Here is a 23,750-nt window from a genome sequence, read left to right on the forward strand (position 1 = left end):
ACGTTCGGGTGAGCTTCCGGAGCATGCGAGAATGGGCGATTGTGACTCCCGTCAGAACTCCGGAACCGGTGCGTGCCAAGCCCGACGCCATCTGTGTCGCGGCCGTCGAACCGGCCCGCGAGGCCGCGATCATCGAGGCCGGCGCCGCGGTGGTCGGGGAGCACCTCGGTCATCGGGTCGAGGGTGAGCGACTCGTCACCCACTACTTCGCGTCCACCCACCCCGGGTACCGCGGCTGGCGGTGGGCGGTCACGCTGACCCGCGCCTCCCGGGCGAAGACGGTCACCGTCAACGAGGTCGTCATGCTGCCCGGCGACGAGGCGATCGTCGCACCGGAGTGGGTCCCGTGGTCGGAGCGGGTTCAGCCCGGCGACCTGCGTCCCGGCGACCTGTTCCCGACCCTCCCCGACGACCCGCGCCTCGAGCCCGGGTTCACCGACACCGCGGGTGCGCCCGAGGACGTACTGACGGTCGTCGAGGAGCTCGGACTCGGTCGCGAGCGCGTCCTCTCGCCGTACGGTCGGGAAGACGCAGCCGACCGCTGGTACGGCGGAGAGTTCGGGCCGACGTCCGCGATCGCGCAGGCCGTCCCGTACAAGTGCCACTCGTGCGGCTACTGGATCCGCCTGGCCGACAGCCTCGGACAGGCGTTCGGCGTCTGCGCCAACGAGATGGCGCCGGGCGAGGGCCGCGTCGTCGCGTACGACTACGGCTGCGGCGCCCACTCCGACGCCGTCATCGACATCCCCGACCAGCCGATCGCCGAACATGCCTTCGACACCACCGGCTACGACGCCCTCGAACTCGAGGCCGCCGCCAAAGCCGATGCCCTCGAGGCCGACGCCGTAGAGCCCGAGGTAGACGTCACCGAAGCCGCCGCGGAAGAACTCGCCGAGGTAGACGCCGTCCAGGCAGAGGTAGAAGCAGCCGCCGAGCCAGAATCCGACGACGAACTGACCGAGCAATAACCACAACCGACCGAGCCCCGGGTGAAGTGTTGGGGTTGGCCCCGACTTCAGTCTTCGGTTTCGCTGCGGTGGCCGGCTTGGATGGCGGCCCAGCGGCGGCGGCAGTACCAGAGGCCGATCAGGCCGAGGCCGAAGCCGGCGACGGTGACCCAGAGCCACCAGCCGAGGCCGTTCTTCTCCAGATCGTCGCGGAAGATCAGGACGACGACGAACGCGACCGCCCAGGCGATGATGCCGGCGATCACGCTGGGGATGCCGGACAGGTCGAGCGGCTTGACCTCGGCGTGTACCAGTTCGCCGCGGGCGAGCTGACTCGTCGGGTCGTTGCGCTTCTTCGGCCCCGCCTCCTCCTCCGTCACAGCCTCAACCTTAGGGCATGTCTGACGGCGGCTTGCCGTTAGTGCTCGCAACCTGGCGATGAGAACTGGCACGATGCCGTCATGAGCTCGCCCCAGGCCACGACGGCCCGCTCCAGGTCAGGTTTCCTCGAGTCCTACTTCAAGATCAGTGAACGTGGGTCCACCCTCAGCCGGGAGGTTCGCGGCGGGCTGGTCACGTTCTTCACGATGGCCTACATCGTCGTGCTGAACCCGCTGATCATCGGCACCGTCAAGGACGGCGACGGGCAACTGGTCGGTGGTGGCACCAACCCGGATGTGTCGATCGCGAAGGTAGCGGTCGCCACGGCGCTGGTGGCCGGCGTGGTCACCATTCTCATGGGCGTCCTGGCGAACTTCCCGCTCGCGCTGGCGACCGGGTTGGGGCTGAACGCGTTCGTCGCGTTTTCGATCGCGACCAAGATGACCTGGGCCGACGCGATGGGCCTGGTCGTGCTGGAAGGTCTGGTCATCCTGGTGCTGGTGCTCACCGGGTTCCGGAAGGCCGTGTTCGAGGCGGTGCCGCTGCAGTTGAAGGTGGCGATCAGCGTCGGCATCGGCCTGTTCATCGCGTTCATCGGGCTGGTCGATGCGGGCATCGTACGTCGGCCCGCCGCGCCGGACGGGCCACCGGTCGAGCTGGGGAGTGCTGGGGAGCTGCGGGGCTGGCCGGTGCTGGTCTTCGTCTTCGGCCTGCTGCTGATGGTCACGTTGTACGCCCGCAAGGTGAAGGGTGCGATCCTGATCGGCATCGTCGCCTCGACCGTACTGGCGATCATCATCCAGGCGATGTTCAACCTCGGGCTGCGCAAGGACAACCCGGGCGGCTGGGGCCTGCAGGTGCCGGAGCTGCCGGACAAGTGGTTCTCGAAGCCGAATCTGGATCTCCTCGGCGAGTTCAACCTGTTCGGGTCGTTCGAGCGCATCGGGGTGATCGCGGCGCTGCTGATCGTCTTCACGCTGATGCTGGCCGACTTCTTCGACACCATGGGGACGATGACCGCGATCGGCGCCGAGGCCGGCCTGCTGGACAAGGACGGCAACCCGCCGAACTCGCAGCGGATCCTGATCGTGGACAGCGTCGCGGCCGCGGCCGGTGGTGCCGCGTCGGTCTCGAGCAACACGTCGTACATCGAGTCCGCGTCGGGTGTCGGCGAGGGCGCCCGGACGGGGCTGGCGAGTGTGGTCACCGGGATCTGCTTCCTGATCTCGATGGTGGTCGCGCCGCTGGTCACGCTGGTGCCGTACGAGGCGGCGACGCCGGCGTTGATCCTGGTCGGTTTCCTGATGATGACGCAGGTGAAGGGGATCAACTTCGACGACATCGAGGTCGCCTTCCCGGCGTTCCTGACGATCATCCTGATGCCGTTCACGTACTCGATCTCGGCCGGGATCGGGGCCGGTTTCGTCTCGTACGCCGTACTCAAGGCGGTCCGTGGCAAGAGCCGCGAGGTGCACCCGCTGCTGTGGGTCGTCTCCGCGCTCTTCGTCCTCTACTTCGCCATCCACCCGCTCCGCGACTGGCTCACCTGAGCCGCAGGTACCCGGCGCGGGCCCGGTGGAGTTGGCGGTGCCCACGGCAACCTTCAGCAGGGACGCGCCGATCAGCGTCGGGTGGGTTCAGCAGCACCCGACCGGCATGCCAACCTCGGGCAGCGGAGGCGCGAGGTCGACTTTGTGCACGGGATGGTCGTGTGCGCGGTTTCGTGGTTGAACCGTGCTCAAGGTGACCAGCCGGGCCCGCTGGTCGTAGCGCGCCACCTCGGCACTCGTCGCCATGGCCGCAAACCCTGGTACGCCGTCGCTCGCCGTAGCCGAGTCACCGGGAATACCGTGGACCCGTAACGCGTTTTCTTTAGCAAAGGTAATGAGTTAAGGTAAAGGTATGCCCGAAGTCGTAGCGCAGCAGGTGAAGAGTGACGTCGGGCTGGCGAGTGCCCTGAGGTCATCCACCTTGCGGTTGTCCCGGCAGCTCCGGCGGCAACGTGAGCCTGGTCACGACCTGACCGCGAACCAGCTCAGCGTGCTCGGCGCGCTGTCCAAGCACGAGGCGATGACGATCGGCGAGCTGGCCGCTCACGAGCAGGTGAAGCCGCCGTCGATGACGCGGATCATCACCAACATGGAGGAGGCGGGCCTGGTCGTCCGCCGCCCGAATCAGGCCGACAAGCGCCAGATCATGGTCGAGCTGACCCCGCGCGCGGACGAGCTGATCCAGGCCAACCGCCGGCGTCGCGACGAGTGGCTGCAAACCAAACTCAAGCAACTCACTCATGAGGAGCGCGACATCCTGCGCAAAGCAGCCCCCGTTCTCGAACGCCTGGCAGCCAGATGAGCCCGACCTTCCGCGCGTTCAAGGTCCGCAACTTCCGTCTCTACGCCTCGGGTGCGATCGTCTCCAACGTCGGCACCTGGATGCAGCGGGTCGCCCAGGACTGGCTGGTCCTCGAGCTGACCCATTCCGGTACGGCGCTCGGCATCGTCACCGGACTGCAGTTCCTGCCCGCCCTCCTGCTCGGTCCGTACGCCGGTCTCGTCGCCGACCGCTTCCCGAAGCGGCTCGTGCTGACCTGCACCCAGGTCGCGATGGCCACCGTCGCCCTGGTGCTCGGTGGTCTGACGATCGCCGGTGTGGTCCAGCCCTGGCAGGTGTACCTGCTGGCCCTGCTGTTCGGCGTAGGCACGGCCTTCGACGCGCCGACCCGGCAGTCCTTCGTCGTCGAGATGGTCGGCCGCGAGGAGCTGTCCAACGCCGTCGGGCTGAACTCGGCGTCCTTCAACGCGGCCCGGCTGCTCGGCCCGGCGCTGGCCGGTCTGCTGATCAACTGGATCGGCACCGGCCCGGTGATCCTGATCAACGGGTTCACCTATGCCGCCGTGATCCTGTCGCTGCGGCTGATGCGCGTCAGCGAGTTGCACACCCCGAAGGCCGCGGCCCGCGACAAGGGGATGATCCGCGACGGCATGCGCTACCTGTGGCGCCGGCCGGATCTGATGATGGTGCTCGTTGCTGTGTTCTTCGCGGGCACCTTCGGGCTGAACTTCCAGCTGACGTCGGCGCTGATGGCGACGAGTGTGTTCCACAAGGGCGCGGGGGAGTACGGCATCCTCGGCTCGGTGCTCGCGATCGGCTCGCTGGCCGGTGCGCTGCTGGCGGCCCGCCGGGTCCGGATCCGCGCTCGCCTGGTGATCGGCGCGGCCCTGGCGTTCGGTGTGTTCGAGATCATCAGTGCCTTGATGCCGACGTACCTGACCTTCGCGCTGGTGCTGCCGCTGGTCGGGCTGGCCTCGCTGACCATGCTGACGTCGGCGAACGCGACCATGCAGCTGAGTATCGCGCCGACCATGCGCGGCCGGGTGATGGCGCTCTACATGACGGTCCTGATGGGCGGTACGCCGATCGGGTCGCCGTTCATCGGCTGGGTCGGGCAGGAGTTCGGCGCCCGCTACTCGCTGATCGTCGGCGGCGGCATGACGATCATCGGCACGGTCGGTTCGGTCCTGTACTTCTCCCGCCGGCGCGGCCTCGCGATCCGGCCGCGGCTGCTGCCGCGTCCCCGGCTCGAGGTGCTGCCGCAGACCGAGCTCCTCGGCGAGAAGGCCGTGGTCGACGCGGGACCGCAACCCGTCGAGAGCCAGTCGAAAGATCCTCAGGTGGCCTAGGGCCGGATTCGGGTCAGCAGGCGGGCGGCGAAGAACAACGCGTCGACGTCGGTCCGGCGTTCGGTGCGCATCGCTGCCGGGTCGTGCCGCGGCTTCGGGCGCTCGAGCGGCGTCCGGGCCGTACTGATCCGGAGGAAGCCCCCGATGCCGAGCCGGCGCTGGTTCGGCATCCACTCGACGTCGATGATGTCGGCCAGCGGCACTGACCACGGGTCTCCGTTCGCGCGCTTCTTCCGCCCCGCCATCCGCTTGTACGCGAACACAAGCCGTCCGTTCGCCACGGACAAGGTCGCGTCCCGGCCCTCGATCTCGTCGGGCGCGACCGGCGGCGCGACCAGCCAGCGTACGGCGGAAGTCGTCGGCACATCGCGCCGGGCGAGCGTCACCCGGATCTCGGTCGCCAGCCGCTCGGCGAGCGCGCGATCGGTGAACGGGAAGGTGTACGGATCGATCAGCGCGTCGAAGTACCCACCGGTGACCGACTGCAGTGGATCCGCCTGCTCACGCAGGATCAGCCGGAGCACCGGAGCATCCTGGCTCACCTCGACCGCCTGCAGTGCCTCGACCGGAACGATCCGCTCGCCCAGCCGGGTCCGCAACGAACCGGCCAACCTGCCCGGCTCGCCGGCCGCCGCGTCGTACCGGACCCGGAGCGTGCCGGCGCCGTCCCAGTCGACCGTTCCGTTCGTGCTCTTCAGTTCACCACCCGCCACCCTTCCCATCATCCTCGGTCGGGGGGTTCATGCGCCCAGCTTGCCGTAACGGTCACAATAGGGTGTGACTCATTACGACCTTGTCGTCATCGGGACCGGCTCCGGGAACACGATCGTGAACCACCGGTTCGCGGACCGGAAGGTGGCGATCGTCGAGCGCGGCACGTTCGGCGGCACCTGCCTGAACGTCGGCTGCATCCCGACCAAGATGTTCGCGTACACCGCCGACCTGGCCTACACGCCGTCGGTGAGCTCCCGGTACGGCGTCGCCGAGCAGCGGCTCGGCGTCGACTGGCCGGCCGTCCGGGACCGGATCTTCGGCCGGATCGATCCGATCGCGGCCAGTGGCTCGGAGTACCGGCACCACCACGCCGACAACGCCAACGTCACCGTGTACGACGGCACCGGCCGGTTCACCGGCGTCAAGGAGTTGACTGTCGACAACTTGGACGGGACGACCAGCGTGTTCAGCGCGGACCAGTTCGTGCTGGCGACCGGCAGCCGCCCGATCGTGCCGTTCATCCCCGGCCTCGAGGAGACCGGCTACCACACCTCGAACACGATCATGCGGCTCGAGCAGCTGCCGCGCCGGCTGGGCATCATCGGCAGCGGGTTCGTCGCCGCCGAGTTCGCTCACATCTTCTCGTCGTACGGCGTCGAGGTCACGCTGATCGCGCGGTCGGAGCTGCTGCTGCGGCACGAGGACACCGACATCGCCGAGCGATTCACCCAGCTCGCCCTCAGCCGGTACGACGTCCGCCTCGACCACGAGACGATCCGGGTGTCCCGACGGGAGAACGGGTCGATCCTCATCGGCATGCTCTACCCGGACGGCGCGGACGAGGTCGAGGTCGACGAACTCCTGGTCGCGGTCGGCCGCACCCCGAACTCGGACCTGCTGAACCTGGACGCCACCGGCGTCGAGGTCGACGACCAGGGGCGCGTGGTGGTCGACGAGTACCAGCAGACCAATGTCGACGGCATCTACGCGCTCGGCGACGTGACCTCACCACACCAGCTGAAGCACGTCGCGAACCACGAGGCCCGGGTAGTGAAGCACAACCTGCTGAACCCGACCGACCGGATCAAGTCCGATCACCGCTTCGTCCCGCACGCCGTCTTCAGCTCACCACAGGTCGCCGCGGTCGGCCTCACCGAGCAGGAGGCTCGCGACCGCGGGATCCCTTATGTGGCAGGCGTCGAGAAGTACGCCGACATCGCGTACGGCTGGGCGATGGAGGACACCACCGGCTTCGCGAAGATCCTCGCCGACCCGAAGACAGGCCAGATCATCGGCTGCCACATCCTCGGCCCGCAGGCGTCCGCGGTGATCCAGCCCGTCATCCAGGCGATGAGCTTCGGCCTCGACGCGTACTCGATGGCGCGCGACCAGTACTGGATCCACCCGGCGATGTCCGAACTGATCGAGAACGCGCTGCTCAAGCTGAAGCTAGACCCGGAAGGCTGAGATCACGTCGCCGACCGCGTCCAGGGTGTCGAGGTCGGGCAGGCTGATCATCACCTCGGCCACGCCCGCCTCGGACAGTTCGCGGAAGCGACCGATCTGATCGTCGACCGTGCCCGCGTTGACCGAGGCGGCGTACCGGGCCGGGTTCAGGTTGCGCGGGCGGAGCCGGTCGACGAGCTCGTCCACAGCCCGGGAATCCTTACCCACAAGGGTTGTGGACAGATGCGTGAGCTCGACCTTCTCAGACAGGTAGGAAGCCAGCTTGCGCACCTGAGCGACGTCACCGAAGACGTTGACCGCGTCGGCGTACCGGGCGGCCAGGCGCAACGTCCGCGGACCGCTGCCGCCGACCAGCACCGGCAGATGCTCCTGCAGAGGTCGCGGATAGCACGTCGTGTCCGGCACCTCGAGAACCTTGCCGTGGAACGGTTTGTTGCCTGGTCCCCATAAAACCGGCAACAACTGCAACGCGTCCTCGAGCAGCGCATAGCGTTCACCAACCGGTGGGAAGGTCCAGCCGTAAGCCTTGTGCTCCGCCTCGAACCACGCGAGCCCAACCCCGCAGACGGCCCGCCCACCACTCAGTACGTCGAGAGTCGCGGCGATCTTCCCGAGATGCGCGACGTTCCGATAGGTGATCCCGGAGACCAGGGTCCCCAGCCGCACCCGCGTCGTACACGCGGCCAGATACCCCAGTGTCGTCCAGCTCTCCAGGAAGTCCTCCCAGGCCCGCCCCACCTGCGGGATCTGCCGGAAGTGATCCATCACGTAGATCGCGTCGAACCCCGCCGCCTCGGCCTTCTCGCCGACCTCGCGGATCCACGCGGCCGTTCCCGTCCGCCCCGCCTTGTGCGTGTAGCTGCTCAACTGCAACCCGAACCGCAACCTCGCCGGCGCCTCCACCTGCCGCGTCGCAGCCGCGCCGGCCGCCACGAACGCCTCCGGTACGACGCGGAGCACGGTCGGCTGCAGCACGTCGCCGTACCCCTCGTCCGGCAACTCCTTCTTCACCGCGTTCCAGGACCGCAGTTGGGTGGTCAACACGTCCGCAGGGATCCGCTTCGGCCGGGATCGATTCCGCCGCCGGCACTCGTCCGCGGGAGTGTCGAAACCGACCGCCACACAGGGCATTCCGGCCGCGCGCGCCAGCCCGAGCCACCGCAACCGCCGCTCCCGATCCAGCCCGAGCGTGTCGATCACCGTCGTCAGCCGGCGACCGATCCGTTGCCGCACCACCTCTTCCAGCAACGCGAACGCGTCCGCACTGGCCGCGATGTCGTCCTCACCGGCCCCGACCAACGCCCGCAGCCGGTCACTGGACACGATCAGCTCCGCCCCGAACCGCTCCGCCGCCCACGTCGACTTCCCCGAGGCCCCCGGCCCCACGAGCACCACCACACACGGCGACGGCAGCTTCAGTTCATCCACAAAAGCAGTTTCCACCACGGATAGAGTTTTGGGATGCGATTGTTCGTGGCCGTGGTGCCACCCATCGGGGTAGTGGAGGACCTGAGCGAGTTCGTGGAGCCGCGGCGGGAGCATCCGGATGACGACATCCGGTGGGCCGCGGACGAGCACTGGCACATCACGCTGGCGTTCCTCGGCGAGGTGCCGGACTGGAAGACCGAAGAACTGGGGGAGCGGCTCGAGCAGGCCGCGAAGCGGCAGAAGCCGTTCGAGCTGCAGCTGACCGGCGCCGGTGCTTTCCCGGGCGTGCCCGACGCCCGCGTGCTGTACGCCGGGGTCCGCGACGAGACCGAGTCACTCAAGCACCTGTCGATGACGACTCGAGCGGCGGCGAATCGGGCCGGAGTCACCGTCGAGGGACGGAAGTTCACGCCGCATCTCACGCTGGCGCGGCTCCGGCGGCAGGTCGATGTCACCAAGTGGGTCAGGGTTTTCGACACGTACGACGGTCCGGTCTGGACCGCGGGCAGCCTGCAACTCATCGAGTCCCGGCTGGGTGAAGGCCCGGGACACAGTGCGGCGTATGCCACAGTAGGCGAATGGGACTTCTTAGGTTAACCTCAGGAAGGTTAGCCGTACCTAATGCCCTGAAAGAGTCCCGCCATGCTCGCGAACTATCTGATCGGACTTCGTGAAGGACTTGAGGCCTCGCTGGTCGTCAGCATCCTCGCCACCTTCTTGGTCAAGTCAGGGCACCGAGATCGCCTCAAACTGGTCTGGATCGGTGTCGGCGCGGCCCTCGCCGTCGCTGCCGCCGCCTGGGGGCTGCTGCAGTTCGTCACGGCGCTGACCGCGCGCTCGTTCACCGCGCAGGAGACCATCGGCGGGGTGATGTCGATCCTCGCGGTCGGCTTCGTCACCTGGATGATCTTCTGGATGCGCAAGGCCTCACGCAGCATCGCCAAGGAGCTGCGCGAACGGATGGGCCAGGCCCTGGAGATCGGTTCCCGGGCGGTGGTGATCCTGGCGTTCCTGGCGGTGTTCCGGGAGAGCATCGAGACCGCGTTCATCGTCTACGCGTCCGCCGCGCTCGCGACCACCGCCGTACCGCTGATCGGCGTCCTGCTCGGGCTCGCCACGTCGGTCCTGCTCGGCATCGCGATCTACCGGGGCGCCGTCAAGGTCAACCTGGCCGTGTTCTTCAAGTGGACCGGTGCGGTGCTGATCCTGGTCGCGGCCGGCATCTTCGCGTACGGCGTCCACGACCTGCAGGAGGCCGGCGTCCTGCCCGGCCTGCAGCATCTCGCCTTCGACATCTCGCACGTCATCCCGCCGGACAGCTGGTACGGCGTACTGCTCAAGGGCATCTTCAACTTCAACCCGGCGCCGACCGTCCTCGAGTCGATGGCATGGCTCGCCTACCTCGTCCCCGTGCTGATCCTGTACTTCCGCCCGGTCAGGACCCCGACGCCTCCCGCCGTACCGGCGAAGGCCGCTGAAGAAGCGATCTGATCCACCCCTCACCCGTCCAGGAGAATCATGTTCACGTCCACGGCCCGCCGGGTCTCCGTCCTCGGTGTCGTCCTCGGCCTCGCGTCGCTCACCGCGTGCGCCAAGGACACACCGGCCGCCAAGGACGACGGCACCGGCCCGGTGTCCGTCAAGGCGACCGACTCCGAGTGTTCGCTCAGCCGCCGCGACGTCAAGTCCGGCACCAGCACCTTCTCCGTCTCCAACGGTGGCAGCAAGGTGACCGAGTTCTACGTGTACGCCGACGGCGACCGGGTGATGGGTGAGGTCGAGAACGTCGGTCCGGGCCTGAAACGCGACCTGATCGTGGAGCTGCCGACCGGCAAGTACCAGGCGGTCTGCAAGCCGGGCATGGCCGGCGACGGCATCCGCGGCGACCTGACCGTCACCGGTGACGCGCCCGCGCAGACCGACGAGGACACCCTGCTGAAGCAGGCCACCGACAGCTACCAGCGGTACGTGAACTCGCAGGCGGTCGCGCTGGAGCAGAAGACCACCGAGTTCGTCACCGCGGTGAAGGCCGGCGACGTCGCCAAGGCCAAGGCGCTGTTCCCGGTGTCGCGCACGTACTGGGAGCGGATCGAGCCGGTCGCGGAGTCGTTCGGCGACCTCGACCCGAAGATCGACGCCCGGGTCAACGACGTCGAGCCGGGCACCGAGTGGACCGGGTACCACCGGATCGAGCAGGCGCTCTGGGTCTCCAACACCGCCAAGGGCATGGAGAAGTACGCCGACCAGCTGCTGGTCGACGTGAAGACGGTGGTGGCGAAGGCCAAGGTCGTGAAGCTCAACCCGCTGCAGCTGGCCAACGGCGCCAAGGAACTGCTCGACGAGGTTGCCACTGGCAAGGTCACCGGCGAGGAGGACCGCTACTCGCACACCGACCTGTGGGACTTCCAGGCCAACGTCGAGGGTTCGCAGGCCGCGGTCCAGGCGCTCCGGCCGGCCCTGCAGACCCGGGACGCGGCGCTGGTCACCCAGCTGGACACGAACTTCAAGGCGGTCTTCGCGGCGCTGGACAAGTACCGCGAGGGTGACGGCTTCAAGACCTACACGGCCACCGAGGCGGAGAAGAAGCAGCTCGGCGCCGTGGTCGACGGGCTGGCCGAACCGGTCAGCAAGGTCGCCGGAGTGATTGCGCAGAAATGACCGACGACACAGCTGCTTCCGCCCCGACGCAGCCGCCGGCCCGGCGGGGCCTCTCCCGCCGCGGCCTGTTCGGCGCGGCCGGGGCCGCGGTCGCGACCGGCGTCGCGGGCTACGCCGCCCACTCGGCGTTGTCCAGTGAGCCGTCGCAGGCCGCGGACAACACCGGTCCGGTCGAGTTCCACGGTCCGCACCAGGCCGGGATCACCACTCCGGTCCAGGACCGGCTGCACTTCGCCGCGTTCGACGTGACGACGACGAACCGGGACGACCTGATCGCGCTGCTGAAGGAGTGGACCGCCGCGGCCGCACTGCTCACGGCCGGTCGCGACATCGGTCAGTACGGCGCGGTGAACGGGCCGGGCGAGGCGCCGCCGGAGGACACCGGTGAGGCCGTCGGCCTGCCGCCGGCCCGGTTGACGCTGACGATCGGGTTCGGTCCGGGCCTCTTCGACAAGCGCTTCGGCCTGGCGTCGAAGCGGCCCAAGGCCCTGGTGGACCTGCCGCACTTCATCGGCGACGATCTCGACCCGGCCCGGTCCGGCGGCGACATCGCCGTACAGGCCTGCTCGGACGACCCTCAGGTCGCGGTGCACGCGATCCGCAACCTGGCCCGGATCGGCTTCGGCCGGGTCGCGGTCCGCTACTCCCAGCTCGGCTTCGGCCGGACGTCGTCGACGTCGAAGGCGCAGACCACCCCGCGGAACCTGTTCGGCTTCAAGGACGGCACGAACAACCTCAAGCTCGAGGACGCGGACAAGCTCGAGCAGCAGCTCTGGGTGCAGCCCGAGGACGGCCCGGACTGGATGGTCGGCGGCTCCTATCTGGTGTCGCGGCGGATCCGGATGAACATCGAGATCTGGGACCGTACGTCGCTCGGTGAACAGGAAGCCATCATCGGCCGGGGCAAGGGCACCGGCGCGCCGCTGGGCAAGGCGGACGAGTTCGACGCGATCGACTTCACCGCCAAGAACGCCGACGGTGAGCCGAAGGTCGCAATGGACTCACACGTCCGGCTGGCGCACCCGCAGTTCAACAAAGGCGCCGAACTGCTCCGCCGCGGCTACAACTTCGTCGACGGCTCCGACGGTCTCGGCCGTCTGGAGGCGGGTCTGTTCTTCCTCGCCTACCAACGAGACCCGCGCAAACAGTTCGTCCCGATCCAGAATCAGCTGGCCAAGAACGACACCATGAACGAGTACATCCACCACGTAGGCTCCGGCATCTTCGCCTGCCCCGCCGGCGTAACCCCCGGCACCTACTGGGGCGAGAAGCTCTTCACCTGACCCGTTGCGTCCGAAGAGCTGTGGGTCACAGCCCTCGGATCTTCGGACGCAACGCGGTGGTTCTTCCCCGGCCGTCCGGCTGCCACCTGTCGTCGCGATCGTTCACTTAGTGCACGAGATCCGTACGGCGACGGTCTCGGCGTACGCATCTGGTGCACAAAGTCGCTCCCGCTGTGGCCCGAATGGGCACCCACGGAAACGACCCAGGAGCCGGACATCCGGCTCTTCTGGCTGATGCGTGGGTGGGGGTGGTGGGACTGCGGGTGGGTGCGGTCGCGGTACAGCGGACATTTCGACAGGACGTGTCCGCATTCGGCAGGCCGACCTAGGCTCACGCGACCGTCCATCACCTGGTCAGTGGGGGTATACGTCCTGTCGGCCTGCACAGTCTCTGCAGGTGCCGCCCCTCCGGGTTTGGTGGGGTCTGGGGTCTGTGTCCTGGTGCGGGGAGGGTTTTAGCCCAGCCCGGTCCGGGAGGAAAACCCTCCCCAAACCGGCAGAAAACCCTCCACCCGAACAGAACAGGGCGCACCCCGGGCCGGTTTCTCCACCGCCCCCCACAGCGGTTGAGGGCGGGGGAGCGGGAACCGACCAGGAGCACCACCCAACGCGCTCCGAACCACCCACACATCCAGCAGAAGAGCCGGAAATGGGGGTCGCGGGCGGGGTGGGCGGCGGTCGTCGTGTGGCGGGGCGGGTTGTGAGTGGTAGCGATCCGTCGGTGTGCGCAGCCGCCTGGGGGTCGGCGCCTACTTCACGGCGCCGGCGGTGACGCCGGCGACGAAGTGGCGTTGGGCGAGGAGGAAGCCGATCACCACGGGGACGCTGACGACCAGGGCCGCGGCCATGATCTGGTTCCAGTAGATGTTGGTCTGGGTGGAGTACTGGCGCAGTCCGACAGACAGGGTGCGGTTGGCCTCGGTCGTCATCACCGAGGCGAAGAGGACCTCACCCCAGGCGGTCATGAACGAGTAGATCGCGACCGCGATCACACCCGGCCGAGCCGCCGGCAGGACCACTCGCCAGAGCGCCCCCATCGGGCCGCAGCCGTCGACGAGCGCTGCCTCGTCGAGCTCGCGCGGGATGCTCTCGAAGTACCCGGCCAGCATCCAGATCGAGAACGGCAGGCTGAAGGTCAGGTACGTGATGATCAGCCCGAGCCGCGTCCCGACCAACTGGATGCCGAACTGGTTGTTGATGTTCACGAAGATCAGGAACAACGGCAGCAGGAACAGCACACCCGGGAACATCTGCGTCGACAGCACCGTGGTGGTGAACACCGACCGCCCGCGGAACCGGAACCGCGACACCGCGAACGCGGCCAGGATCGCGATCGCCACCGAGAACACCGTCGCGGCCACTGACACGATCGTGCTGTTCACGAAGTACCGGGCCAGCGGCACCGTCTTCCACATGTCCACGAACGGCGCCAGCGTCAGGTTCGACGGCCACCAGGTGAACGCGCCCTGCACGTCCTTCAGCGGCTTGAGCGACGACGTCGCCATCACGTAGAGCGGGATCAGCACGAACAGGCCGAGCACGACCAGCACGACACCGCGGTAGAGCTTGAAGCCTCTGGTCTCACGCACGACGCGACTTCCTTCCGGTGACGAGCAGGTAGGTGCCGGTGACGATCATCAGGAAGATCAGCAGCAGCACGGACATCGCCGAGCCGGTGCCGAAGTTCCAGGTCAGGAACGACGCGTTGTAGATGTGGAACGTGATCAGGTCACCGGCCGGCGGCTGCGCCGTACCGAACAGCACGTACGGCGTGTTGAAGTCGCTGAACGTCCATAGGAACAGGACCAGCACCAGCACCAGGTTGACCGGTCGCAGCGACGGCAGCGTGATGTTGCGCCACTGCCGCAGGTTGCCGGCGCCGTCCACCGAGGCGGCCTCGTAGATGTCGCGCGGGATGCTCTGCAACCCGGCCATCAGCGTGAGGAACGCGAACGTCCACAGCTTCCAGGTCGCGACCGTGATCAGCGAGACCAGCGCGTTCCCGCCGATCAGCCAGAACGGCCGGTCCGAGGTGAGATGCAGGTTGTCGACGATCACGTGGTTCACCACACCGGTGTCCCGCTGCAACATGAAGTTCCAGGTCAGGATCCCCGCGTACGCCGGAAGCGCGTACGGCACCAGGAACAACGTGCGGACGAAGCTCCGGCCCCGGAACGACGGCTGCAGCGCGACGGCCGCGGCCATCCCGAACACCCAGGACAGCGCGACCGTGATGAGCGAGAAGGCGACGGTGACCCCGAACGACTTCAGCAGCGCCTGGCCGACCGCGTTGTTGAAGTCGAGAGCGACCTTGTAGTTGTCGAGCCCGGCCCAGGGTGCGGCGGACCAGTTCGCGATGAAGAACTTGGTCAACTTGACGAAGCTCATCCAGATGCCGGTCAGCATCGGGATGATGTGGATGAACAGTTCCAGCAGCACCGCCGGAGCCAGCAGCAGATACGGCAGCCACCGGCTCAGACCGGGCCGATGTTCAGGGCCACGCTTGGTCTTCTTCGCGGGCTCGGCCGTGCCCGCGGGTGCCGCTTCGGTTGTGGCGACGGACATCCAGGTCGCCTCCTGTCCTTAGATCGCGGTGGTCAGCTCCTGACAGTGCGTTGCGTCCGAAGATGTGTGGGGCGGAGGCCAGACATCTTCGGACGCAATCGCCGGTGGTCAGCTACCCGCGGCCACCTGATCCTCGGCGGTCTTGAGGGCCGCCTTCACGTCATCGGCCGTCACCGTTCCGCCGGTGGCGATCTTGGCGAACATGGTGTTCATCGCCTTGCCGACAGTGCTCTCGAACTGGTCCTCGGCCGGCACCAGCGGCAGCGGCTTGGACTTGGTGTTGTACACGTCGGCGAAGGTCGCCGCCTCGGCCGCGTCGGTGGTGAACACCGGCTTGGCGTCCTTCAGCACCGGCAGCGAGGAGAACGGCTTACCCAGCGTGGTCTGGGTGCTCGCATCCGTCATGTACTTGACGAACTTCAGCGCCGCGTCCTTGTGCTTGGTGTTCTTGAAGATCGACAGGTTGATCCCGGCGACGTGGCTGGCGACCGGCGCCGCCGCGCCCTGCGGTGCGGGGAACGGTACGACGCCGTACTCGCCGGCCTTCATGCCGTTGGCAACGATCGAGTTGTCGGCGTTGTTCTGGTTGATCACCATCGCCACCTTCTTGGTGGCGAAGTCGTTCACCGACTTCGTGCCGTTGTCGTACTGCGCGTTGGACGGGTTCGCCACCTTGTCCTTCTGCATCAGGTCGAGGTACCGCAGCACGCCCTGGACGTTGCCGTCACCGGTGAAGGTCGGCTTGCCGTCCTTGTCGAACCAGTCCGCGCCGTTCTGCGCGGCGTTGATGAACGCGAAGTGCACGTTCTCGGTGTAGCTGCCGGCCGCCAGCGCCATGCCCCACTGCTTCTTCGCGGGGTCGGTCAGCTTCTGCGCGTCGGTGACCATCTCTTCCCAGGTCTTCGGCGGCTGCAGGCCGGCCGCGGCGAACATCGCCTTGTTGTAGTACAGGCCGTAGGCCAGACCGTAGAGCGGGACCGAGGTCGGGTCGGTGCCTTCCTTGCCGCCGGTCGCCAGCGCCGTCGGCACGAACTTGTCCTTCCCCCCGATCGCGGTCATCGCGTCGCCGTCGAACGGCAGGAACGCGTCGGTGGCCTGCAGCGAGGCCGCCCAGGTGTTGCCGATGTTGACCACGTCCGGGCCCTGACCCGAAGTGGTCGCGGTCTGGATCCGGGTCTGCAGGTCGTTCCAGCCGATCACTTCGAGGTTGACCTTGATCCCGGTGTCGGCGGTGAACTTCTGCAGGACCGGGGTCAGCACCTCCTTGTCGTTGTCCAGGCTGGTGCCCTGGTTGCTGGCCCAGTAGGTCAGCGTCTGGTCACCACCCGAACCGCCGCCGGAGGAATCGCCCGAGTCGCCGCTGCCCCCGCAGGCGGCCAGGCTGATTCCCAAGGCGGTCGCCGCTGCTGCGGCTACAAGCGAACGCAGTCTCACGTCGGACTCCCTCGTCCTGTCGAGCCTCCGCGGACCTGCGAAGGCGGATCGGCCCCCATAGTGGCCTAACCGGTTAAGTTTCGAAACCTAACCGGTTCAGTCAGAGCCAGTTCGTTACTGCCTCGTGACTCATCCAACCTCTCGTGGGCCCCTGGCAAACGCAATCCGACACACTCCGGAATCACCCGAATTCACAGAGTCTCGAACCGGCCGCCCACGCCCCTGCCCAGGCCCATTTCAGGGGTCAACCCCCGAAGGGGTGGGTTGCCCCGGGAGAATTCGGTGGCCGAACCCACCGGTCGAGGCGTTGACCCCTCAAACGGTCGCGGCTGGGCCGGACGACTCGCGGGCGCGCAGCTCTCCGGGGGGTGCCTCTTGATGCAGGTCGGGGTCGCCGGTGACGATGCGGAGCAGGAGGTCGGCGGCCGCGCGGCCGCGTTCCATCGTCTTCTGGTCGACCGCGGTGATCCCGGGGCGGGCCAGTTCGCACAACGGCGAGTCCTCCCAGGCCAGGATCGAGACCTCACCGGGTACCGCCGTACCGAGATCCATCGCCACCCGGAGCGCGGCCACCGCCATCAGGTCGTTGCCGAGCACGATCGCGGTCGGTGGGTTCGGCCCGGTCAGCAACTGCCGGGTCAGCTCGGCGCCGTCGTCGTACCGGTAGGTGCCCTCGATGTGGCGCACCGTGATGCCGCGTCGCACGGCGTGCTCCTGCAGCATCCGCATCCGCAACTGCTCGTGGATGAACGTGAACGGACCGCTGATGTGGGCGACGTCGCGATGGCCGAGCTCGACCAGGTGATCGAGCAGCAGCGTGACGGTCTCCTCCGGCGAGCTGATCAGCCGGCCGACCTCGTCGCCCGGGTCGTTCGAACTCACCACCACGCACGGCACCCCGAGCTCCTTGAGCAGCGGGATCCGCGGGTCGTCGTTGTGCTCGTCGAACAGGATGAACCCGTCGACCCGCCCCTGCCGCGACCATCGCCGCAGTACGGCGAGATCGTCGCCGTGCTCGCCCGTCAGCCGGAGCAGCAGGGACGAGTCGACCTCGTTCAGGTACTGCTCGATGCCGACCAGGGTGCGCATGTAGAACGCTTCGGTCGAGATCAGCGCCGGGTCGCGGGCGATCACGATGCCGATCGTGCGGGTCCGGCTGGCCGACAGTGCGACGGCGGCGGAGTTCGGGTGGAATCCGAGCTCCTCGGCGAGGGCGAGGACGCGTTGCCGGGTCTCCTCACTGACGCCGGCGCGACCGTTCAGCGCGTACGAGACCGAGGCCTTGGAGATCTGCAGACGGCGTGCGAGGTCGCTGATCGTGACTCGCCGGCGCCCACTGGTGCTCGCCGGACCGTCGTCGGCGTTCTCACTGCCCGCCACGGATCCGGTTGTCGTCATGTCTGCCTACCACCCCGCACAGACGCGAGATTAGCAGCGGGTTCGTGGGACTAGCGGCTGTCCCACCTTTCGGATAGCGTTTTCCCATGACGTCTGACGAGCCGTTGCGACTGGATTTCCTGCCCTGGGAGTACAAGCGGAAGGCGTCGGAGGAGGAGCGGGAGCGGCAGGCCGAGCGGCAGGCACGGCTCGGCGGGTCGATCGAGCTCGCCGAGGATGTGTACGTCGCGGAGTCGGCCGCGGTGTACTGCGACGAGCTCCGGATGGGGGAGCGGTCGTACATCGCGGCGCACGCCTACGTCACCGGGCAGATCGTGCTCGGATCCGACTCGACCATCAATCCGTTCGCGGCGGTCCGTGGCCGGATCACGATCGGCGACGGGGTCCGGATCGGTGCACACACGTCGCTGATCGCGTTCAACCACGGCACGGCCCCCGGGCAGCCGATCTTCCAGCAGCCTCACACCGCACTCGGTATCACGATCGGCGACGACGTCTGGATCGGCTCCAACGTCACCATCCTCGACGGCGTCACCATCGGCCCCCACACCATCATCGGCGCCGGCGCAGTAGTCACGAAGGACGTCCCAGCCAACACCATCGCCGCCGGCAACCCCGCCCGAGTGCTTCGCACGCGCGAAGTGGGAGAAGAACCGGCCGCCTCTTCCCACGTCGGCTCGGCTGGCGTGAGCCGGCCGGCTCGCGCTGCCGATCTGCCCGAGCGGCTGAGCGCGTTTGCCGCGAAGGCGCGGGATCAGGTCGACGACCTTTTGCTGCGCTGCTGGGACGGCGACCGCTTCGTCGACCGGCCAGGGCTCGACCACGAACCGGCGATCCGGCCGTGGTGTGACGCCATCGAGATCGCCGACCTGCTGCTCCGCCGTACGCCGGCCGGCCACACCCGCGACGACCTCGTCCGCCGCCTCCGCGCCCGCCAGGACCCAGCGACCGGACTGGTCTCACCCGGAGACCTCTCCGACGCCGGCCTCGCCTTCCCCTCCGACGCGAAACTCTCCGTGCTGGACGGCCCCGCGAGCTACCACATCCTCTGCGTCGGGTACGCACTCCAAGTCCTGGACAGTAGCTTCGAACACCCGCTCCGCACCGACTTCACCCTGGACGAGCTCGATAACTTGCCCTGGGCAAGGAGAGCCTGGTCGGCCGGTTCCGCGATCGATGCCCTCGGCACCGCGATCGCCCGAAACCTCCACGACCACAAGGAATCCGGCCCACTGGAGCAACTCATGGGCTGGCTCGTCACCAGAGTCGATCCGTCCACCGGCGCCTGGGGCCGGCCGCACCCCGACGACGGCTGGCTGCAGGTCGTCAACGGCTTCTACCGCCTGACCCGCGGCACCTACGCCCAGTTCGGCCTCCCGCTGCCGTATCCCGAGCAGGCCGTCAAGACAGTCCTTGCCCACAGCAACGACCGTCGCATGTTCACCGGTGACAACTACAACTCCTGCAACGTCCTCGACGTGATCCACCCGCTCTGGCTGGCGCGCAAGCAGACGACGTACGGCGAGCGGGACGCCCTGCGCTGGGCCGAGGACCAACTCACCCGCATCCTCGGCCGCTGGGTGGACGGCGCCGGCTTCGCGTTCGCGCCGGACGGCACCGACGACCGCTCGATCCCGGGCCTGCAAGGCACCGAAATGTGGCTCGCCATCATCTCGCTGCTCTCCGACTACCTCGGCCTGTCCGACGCCCTCGGCTACCGCCCTCGAGGCGTCCACCGCCCCGAACCGCTGGTCGGCCCGCGCTGAAACCCCGGCCGCATCGATCTCCGGACCGATGCGGCCGGCATGGTGATACCCCCTGCCCTGACCGGCGGTGTGCGGGGGTCCACTAGCCTGAAGGAGTGGACCCCCGCACGCGTCGACTCGTCACCTCTGTTGTCCTGGCGGCGCTTGTCGCGATCGTGGTGATCGCGGCGTTCATTCGCTGACGGTCGCGGAGCCCAGGACGACGTACGGCTGGTTGGACAGGTCGGCGGCCAGGCCGGGGTGGAGCGCTGGCCCGCCGTCTCGGTGCAGCACGCTGAAGAAGTACATCAGCGGGTACGTCGAGGCCGTGTAGTCACCGTCGATCGTGCCTGACAAGGTCTGCCCGGACAGTTCCATCGGGACCTGCCGCCAGGACTCCGACTGGTCCACGTGCCGGTAGTGCAGCGTCGCGCCGACCACGGCCGGATCCACCACCTCCAGCGAGAGCGTGACCGGTTCGCCGCGTTCGAAGCTCTCCGGCACCGCATGGTCAACTCCCGGCGTGGCCGGCCGGCCGGGTGCCGCAGGCAACGCCCCTGCTGGTTGCGAGTCTGCCGCCTCCTGCAGCTCCTCGGCGAGGGCCGCCAGGTCGGCGTCGATGGCCGGGACCCGATCCACCCAGTGACCGTGCTCGGAGGCCTCGATCCCGAACCGCAGATCCGGCTGATAGACGCCGTCCACGATCACCGGGATCTCGGCGTACGCGTCCCGGGCTACACGGTAGTGTCGTAGCGCCGACTCCAGCGAACCGACGTCACCGGTCGTCCGATAGGTCGAGTAGTCGACCGCGGCCCGGAACTTGCCCGCGAAGAACCTGCCCAACCGGACCAGGACTTCCAGATCGATGAGGATCCTGCGAACCTGCGCGTCCGACTGGTCCGCGGTCTGCTTGGCGCGGTCGAGGGCCTGCTCCCCGTCGGTGACCAGTTGCTCGATCCACGAGGCCACCTCCAGCGGTGTGTACTTCGCCGAGAGTTCACCGGCGGCCAGCGCCGCGACGTACTCGTCGATGGCGTAGAAGGTGGTCGGGTCGAACGGGCTGACGCCACCCCAGTTGGCCGGCGGGTCGGTGTCGCCGGCGTAGTGATCGGAGTGCACCTGCGACGAGATCGGGAGGTTGAGGTACACCTCCGGCCAGTAGCCGTTGTTCGATCCGCCGACGCCGTGGACCACGGTCACCAGCGGCAGGATCCGGCTGAGCGGGCTCAGGGCGTCCTCCACGTCCGCCGCGGCCTCGCCGTACGTCGACCGGAGATGGCGGCGCCACGTCTCGGGCTCGGCATCGGGGTTGTAGAGGAGCCGCCCCCACAGCAGGTAGCCGTAGCGGTACTTGGTCCACTCCCGATTGCCGGGCAGCTTGAGGTCTTCGCGGATGTACGGGTCGCGTAGGCCGGGTTCGCCACTGCCGTGGCGTCCCTTGAAGAACAGGGGTTCACACAGGTCGACACCGCGGGATCCACCGAACGTCGACAGCCGCCCGTACCCTGCCGCGATCGCGGGATCGCCCCAGGCCAGGAGCTTCTGGGTGCCCGGCCAGACCCGGAACATCAGGTCGACGGTCCGGTCCTCGCGCAGGAAGTCGCCGTAGCCGTAGCGGGTGAACCGGCGGGAGAACTCGGTGATGCCCTTCATCTCATGCCCGGCGGGGATCGGCTTGGCCGCCTCCTTGGCCCGGATCGAGGCCTGGTGGTACGGAAGTCCGACGTGCTCGGCCCAGTACTTCGCGGACAACACCGCGGACAGGTTCGGCAGGTCGACGGCGTCGAGCAGGGCCTGGTCGACACCCTTGGCGTGCATGTCGATCTCCAACGGCCGGCCGACCGAGTTCGCGCCCTCGAACACCGCCCGCCAGAAGATCTCGTGCCGATCGTCGGGGATGCCGCCCTCGTAGTGCACCCGGAACGTGAGCCCGTCGATGTCGGGACACTCGGCGAGCAGCTGGGCGATGCCGGCCTTGCAGTACGCCGCGTGGTTGTCCGGGCCGATCCCCGTGATCGGGTAGCGGTGGACCGAGTCCCGGCCGTAGTCGTACGCGTGGTTCCACAGGCCCAGCTGGAACTTCAGCCCTCGCCGCTTGCTCTCGGCGGCGATGAAGCGCAGGGTCTCCAGGTTGCGCTTCTGCTCGTCCGCTCCGACGCCCTCGGCCCGTACGTCGTAGCCGTCCACATCGAACAGGAACGGATAGGCGAAGCACAGGTAGTTGTCAGTGGCGCCATGCCGATCAGCGCCGTAGTTGTACTGCATGCCGAGCGCGAGGTGGAACCGGTTGAACCGGGACGCGGCCAGCCAGCTCAGGTACTCGGTCCAGAACTGCTTGTCGTGGAACCAGGACGAGTCCTCGTCCACGCTGGAGAACGACCGCACCACGCCCCGGACGGGTACGGCGGGCTGCTCGGCGAACGCCGTCGTACCAGCGAGATCTTCGCCCGCGGCGACTCGGTCCGCGAGTTCGAGCACACCGCACCGGAGGCCGGTCTCATCGTTGCTAACGACAACCATCTCGTCGTCGACACGGAGTACGGCGTACGACTCGGGCACAGCTGCGAGGTCCGCGGCGGGGACCTCGTCAGGGGTGGCCAGCCGGACCGGTGGGTCGTCGGCGGCGATCCCCCGCTCCGCCAGGGCTTGCACGAGCTGCTCGATCGCCCAGGTCGCGGTGCGGCCGGTGGTGACGGGGTTCTGCTCGTTCATAGGGCTCCAATCACTTGCCGTCGAGGGTCTTGCCGGCGTCGGCGATGAACTTCGGGACGCCCTGCTGGATCGAGATCTTCTTGAACGCGATGTCCTGGCTGGTCTTCAGCAACAGGTCGCCGACCGCCGTCGAGGCGGCCGGACTGGCCTGTGGCGGGGTGAAAGCGTTCTTCAGTGCGAGGTCGGTGTAGGCCAGCACCTGCTTCTCGCTCGCCGACAGGTCACTGCCCTTCAGCAGCACATCCCGGCCTTCCGCCGAGGCGGGCGGTCCGCTGATCAGCCGCAGGGTCTTCGCGGCCTCCTCGCCGTTGGCGAACCAGTTGATGAACGCCGCGGCGTCGTCCGCGCGCTGGCTCTTGGCGTTCAGCGACAGATAGCTGCTCGGCGCCGGGAAGGTCCCGCACTTGCCGCCCTTCGTGTCCCGCGGCGGCAGGGTGATGTCGATGGTGTTCTTGGTCAGATCCTGGAAACCGCCCTTCAGGTTGGGCGTCTGGATGTGCGCGAGCGCAGCCTGCTGCTTGACCAGCGGCGAGGTCGGCCAGTCGCCGTACTTCGCCTGCGCCGCGATGTCGGCCGGGATCGTGCCGCCGGTGGCCCGCAGTGCGGCCCAGTACTCGAACCACTCGGTCAGCGAGTCCGCGGTGAAGGCGAGCGCGCCGTCCTTGTACAGGTCCTCACCCTTGCCGCGCAGGAAGATCTGCAACGAGGCCGTGTCCCCGCTCGGATCCTCCGCACCGTAGATCTTCTTGCCGGACTTCTGCCGGATCTGGTTGGCCAGGGTCGCGAAGTCGGCCCAGGTCCAGGTCTCCTTCGGGTGCTCCAGACCGAGCCGGTCGAGCACGGTCACGTCGTACCCCATGCTGTAGGCGCCCATCGCGACCGGGATGCCGAACTGCTCGCCCTTCAACTGGCCCTGGCTGAGCAGGTTCTTGTCGAACGGCTTCGTGTCGATGGTGTCCGGGATGTACTTCTGCAGGGACTGCAGCGCTCCCGCCCCGCCGTACTGGCCGATCCGCGCGGTGTCGATGTTGATCACGTCCGGGGCGTTGCCGCCGGCCATCTGGGTGGCCAGCTTGTCCCAGTACTCCGCGGTCGCGGTGCCTTCGAAGACCATCTTCACGCTCTGATGGCTGGCGGTGTACTGGTCCGCGAGCTTGCTGCGCAGGCCGAGCTTGGTCGGGTCCCCGTAGCTCGAGAACCGGACCGAGTTCTTCGCCTCCTTGGCCGCGGGGTCGAGGTTGCAGGCCGACAGCAGCGGTGCGAGGACGCCGGCCGCGAGTCCGGCCTGCAGGATGCGCCGGCGGCTGAGATCTGTGGTCATGACTGGGTTCCTTTCGG

General features: G+C 67.9%; 18 protein-coding genes and 1 pseudogene. 10 read left to right on the top strand and 9 right to left on the bottom strand.

From position 1 onward, the window contains the following. Positions 1 to 23: 23 nt before the first annotated feature. Positions 24 to 794 (top strand): annotated as a pseudogene (locus tag ACXC9Q_RS01845) (DUF3027 domain-containing protein); the annotation flags it as partial. Positions 795 to 1,015: 221 nt separating this feature from the next. Here the strand turns inward: ACXC9Q_RS01845 and ACXC9Q_RS01850 are convergent. After that, a complete protein-coding gene (locus ACXC9Q_RS01850; protein WP_457054702.1) occupies positions 1,016 to 1,327 on the bottom strand; it encodes a DUF2530 domain-containing protein in 312 nt (103 codons plus the stop codon). An 81-nt stretch (positions 1,328 to 1,408) separates the two neighbouring features. On the opposite strand from ACXC9Q_RS01850, the gene ACXC9Q_RS01855 reads away from it, so the two are divergent. The 3 genes from ACXC9Q_RS01855 to ACXC9Q_RS01865 all read left to right on the top strand — a co-directional run bounded on the left by ACXC9Q_RS01855 (position 1,409) and on the right by ACXC9Q_RS01865 (position 5,008). After that, the gene (locus ACXC9Q_RS01855) at positions 1,409 to 2,878 is read left to right on the top strand and encodes an NCS2 family permease (protein ID WP_457054703.1); all 1,470 of its coding nucleotides are present in this window, start codon (positions 1,409 to 1,411) and stop codon (positions 2,876 to 2,878) included. A 352-nt stretch (positions 2,879 to 3,230) separates the two neighbouring features. Further along, positions 3,231 to 3,680: a MarR family winged helix-turn-helix transcriptional regulator gene (locus tag ACXC9Q_RS01860; RefSeq protein ID WP_457054704.1), complete on the top strand. Its 450-nt coding sequence runs from the start codon at positions 3,231 to 3,233 to the stop codon at positions 3,678 to 3,680. Next, on the top strand, positions 3,677 to 5,008 hold the full coding sequence (locus tag ACXC9Q_RS01865) for an MFS transporter (protein WP_457054705.1): 1,332 nt from the start codon (positions 3,677 to 3,679) through the stop codon (positions 5,006 to 5,008). Before ACXC9Q_RS01860 ends, ACXC9Q_RS01865 begins: the two co-directional genes overlap by 4 nt. Here the strand turns inward: ACXC9Q_RS01865 and ACXC9Q_RS01870 are convergent. Further along, positions 5,005 to 5,721, bottom strand: coding sequence for a DUF4429 domain-containing protein (locus ACXC9Q_RS01870; protein WP_457054706.1), 717 nt, complete (start codon positions 5,719 to 5,721; stop codon positions 5,005 to 5,007). The genes ACXC9Q_RS01865 and ACXC9Q_RS01870 overlap by 4 nt on opposite strands. Positions 5,722 to 5,785: 64 nt before the next feature. Between ACXC9Q_RS01870 and ACXC9Q_RS01875 the strand changes: the two genes are divergently transcribed. Next, positions 5,786 to 7,189 carry a mycothione reductase gene (locus ACXC9Q_RS01875; protein ID WP_457054707.1) on the top strand — a complete coding sequence of 468 codons (1,404 nt, stop codon included), beginning with the start codon at positions 5,786 to 5,788 and terminating at the stop codon, positions 7,187 to 7,189. Here the strand turns inward: ACXC9Q_RS01875 and ACXC9Q_RS01880 are convergent. Continuing rightward, positions 7,172 to 8,617 carry an LLM class flavin-dependent oxidoreductase gene (locus ACXC9Q_RS01880; RefSeq protein ID WP_457054708.1) on the bottom strand — a complete coding sequence of 482 codons (1,446 nt, stop codon included), beginning with the start codon at positions 8,615 to 8,617 and terminating at the stop codon, positions 7,172 to 7,174. The genes ACXC9Q_RS01875 and ACXC9Q_RS01880 overlap by 18 nt on opposite strands. Before the next feature lie 33 nt (positions 8,618 to 8,650). Here ACXC9Q_RS01880 and thpR point away from each other — a divergent pair, with 33 nt between their 5' ends. Genes thpR through efeB form a run of 4 tightly spaced genes read left to right on the top strand, consistent with a single transcriptional unit; the run spans position 8,651 to position 12,558 of the window. Next, positions 8,651 to 9,214, top strand: a complete 564-nt coding sequence (gene thpR / locus ACXC9Q_RS01885; RefSeq protein ID WP_457054709.1) for an RNA 2',3'-cyclic phosphodiesterase — start codon at positions 8,651 to 8,653, stop codon at positions 9,212 to 9,214. A 45-nt stretch (positions 9,215 to 9,259) separates the two neighbouring features. Further along, a complete protein-coding gene (gene efeU, locus ACXC9Q_RS01890; protein WP_457054710.1) occupies positions 9,260 to 10,108 on the top strand; it encodes an iron uptake transporter permease EfeU in 849 nt (282 codons plus the stop codon). Between the two features lie 27 nt (positions 10,109 to 10,135). Next, positions 10,136 to 11,275, top strand: a complete 1,140-nt coding sequence (gene efeO, locus ACXC9Q_RS01895; protein ID WP_457054711.1) for an iron uptake system protein EfeO — start codon at positions 10,136 to 10,138, stop codon at positions 11,273 to 11,275. Beyond that, positions 11,272 to 12,558 (top strand): iron uptake transporter deferrochelatase/peroxidase subunit, encoded by a 1,287-nt coding sequence (gene efeB / locus ACXC9Q_RS01900; protein WP_457054712.1) that lies wholly within the window; start codon positions 11,272 to 11,274, stop codon positions 12,556 to 12,558. The genes efeO and efeB overlap by 4 nt, the downstream gene beginning before the upstream one ends. A gap of 749 nt (positions 12,559 to 13,307) precedes the next feature. Here efeB and ACXC9Q_RS01905 read toward each other — a convergent pair. From ACXC9Q_RS01905 to ACXC9Q_RS01920, 4 genes are all read right to left on the bottom strand, one after another. After that, a complete protein-coding gene (locus tag ACXC9Q_RS01905) occupies positions 13,308 to 14,147 on the bottom strand; it encodes a carbohydrate ABC transporter permease (protein WP_328526354.1) in 840 nt (279 codons plus the stop codon). Next, complete coding sequence (locus ACXC9Q_RS01910; RefSeq protein ID WP_457054713.1) at positions 14,140 to 15,123, bottom strand: carbohydrate ABC transporter permease; 984 nt, start codon at positions 15,121 to 15,123, stop codon at positions 14,140 to 14,142. The genes ACXC9Q_RS01905 and ACXC9Q_RS01910 overlap by 8 nt, the downstream gene beginning before the upstream one ends. Before the next feature lie 108 nt (positions 15,124 to 15,231). Continuing rightward, positions 15,232 to 16,557: an ABC transporter substrate-binding protein gene (locus ACXC9Q_RS01915; RefSeq protein ID WP_457054714.1), complete on the bottom strand. Its 1,326-nt coding sequence runs from the start codon at positions 16,555 to 16,557 to the stop codon at positions 15,232 to 15,234. Positions 16,558 to 16,872: 315 nt separating this feature from the next. After that, positions 16,873 to 17,955, bottom strand: a complete 1,083-nt coding sequence (locus ACXC9Q_RS01920; RefSeq protein WP_457054715.1) for a LacI family DNA-binding transcriptional regulator — start codon at positions 17,953 to 17,955, stop codon at positions 16,873 to 16,875. Between the two features lie 86 nt (positions 17,956 to 18,041). Here ACXC9Q_RS01920 and ACXC9Q_RS01925 point away from each other — a divergent pair, with 86 nt between their 5' ends. Next, positions 18,042 to 19,721 carry an acyltransferase gene (locus ACXC9Q_RS01925; RefSeq protein WP_457054716.1) on the top strand — a complete coding sequence of 560 codons (1,680 nt, stop codon included), beginning with the start codon at positions 18,042 to 18,044 and terminating at the stop codon, positions 19,719 to 19,721. 171 nt (positions 19,722 to 19,892) lie between these two features. On the opposite strand, the gene ACXC9Q_RS01930 is transcribed toward ACXC9Q_RS01925, so the two are convergent. Together ACXC9Q_RS01930 and ACXC9Q_RS01935 are read right to left on the bottom strand one after the other, a co-directional pair. After that, positions 19,893 to 22,412 (bottom strand): hypothetical protein, encoded by a 2,520-nt coding sequence (locus tag ACXC9Q_RS01930; protein WP_457054717.1) that lies wholly within the window; start codon positions 22,410 to 22,412, stop codon positions 19,893 to 19,895. Positions 22,413 to 22,422: 10 nt separating this feature from the next. Further along, positions 22,423 to 23,733, bottom strand: a complete 1,311-nt coding sequence (locus ACXC9Q_RS01935; RefSeq protein ID WP_457054718.1) for an ABC transporter substrate-binding protein — start codon at positions 23,731 to 23,733, stop codon at positions 22,423 to 22,425. Between the last annotated feature and the right edge of the window lie 17 nt (positions 23,734 to 23,750).

This window comes from Kribbella sp. CWNU-51 (genome assembly GCF_054073265.1).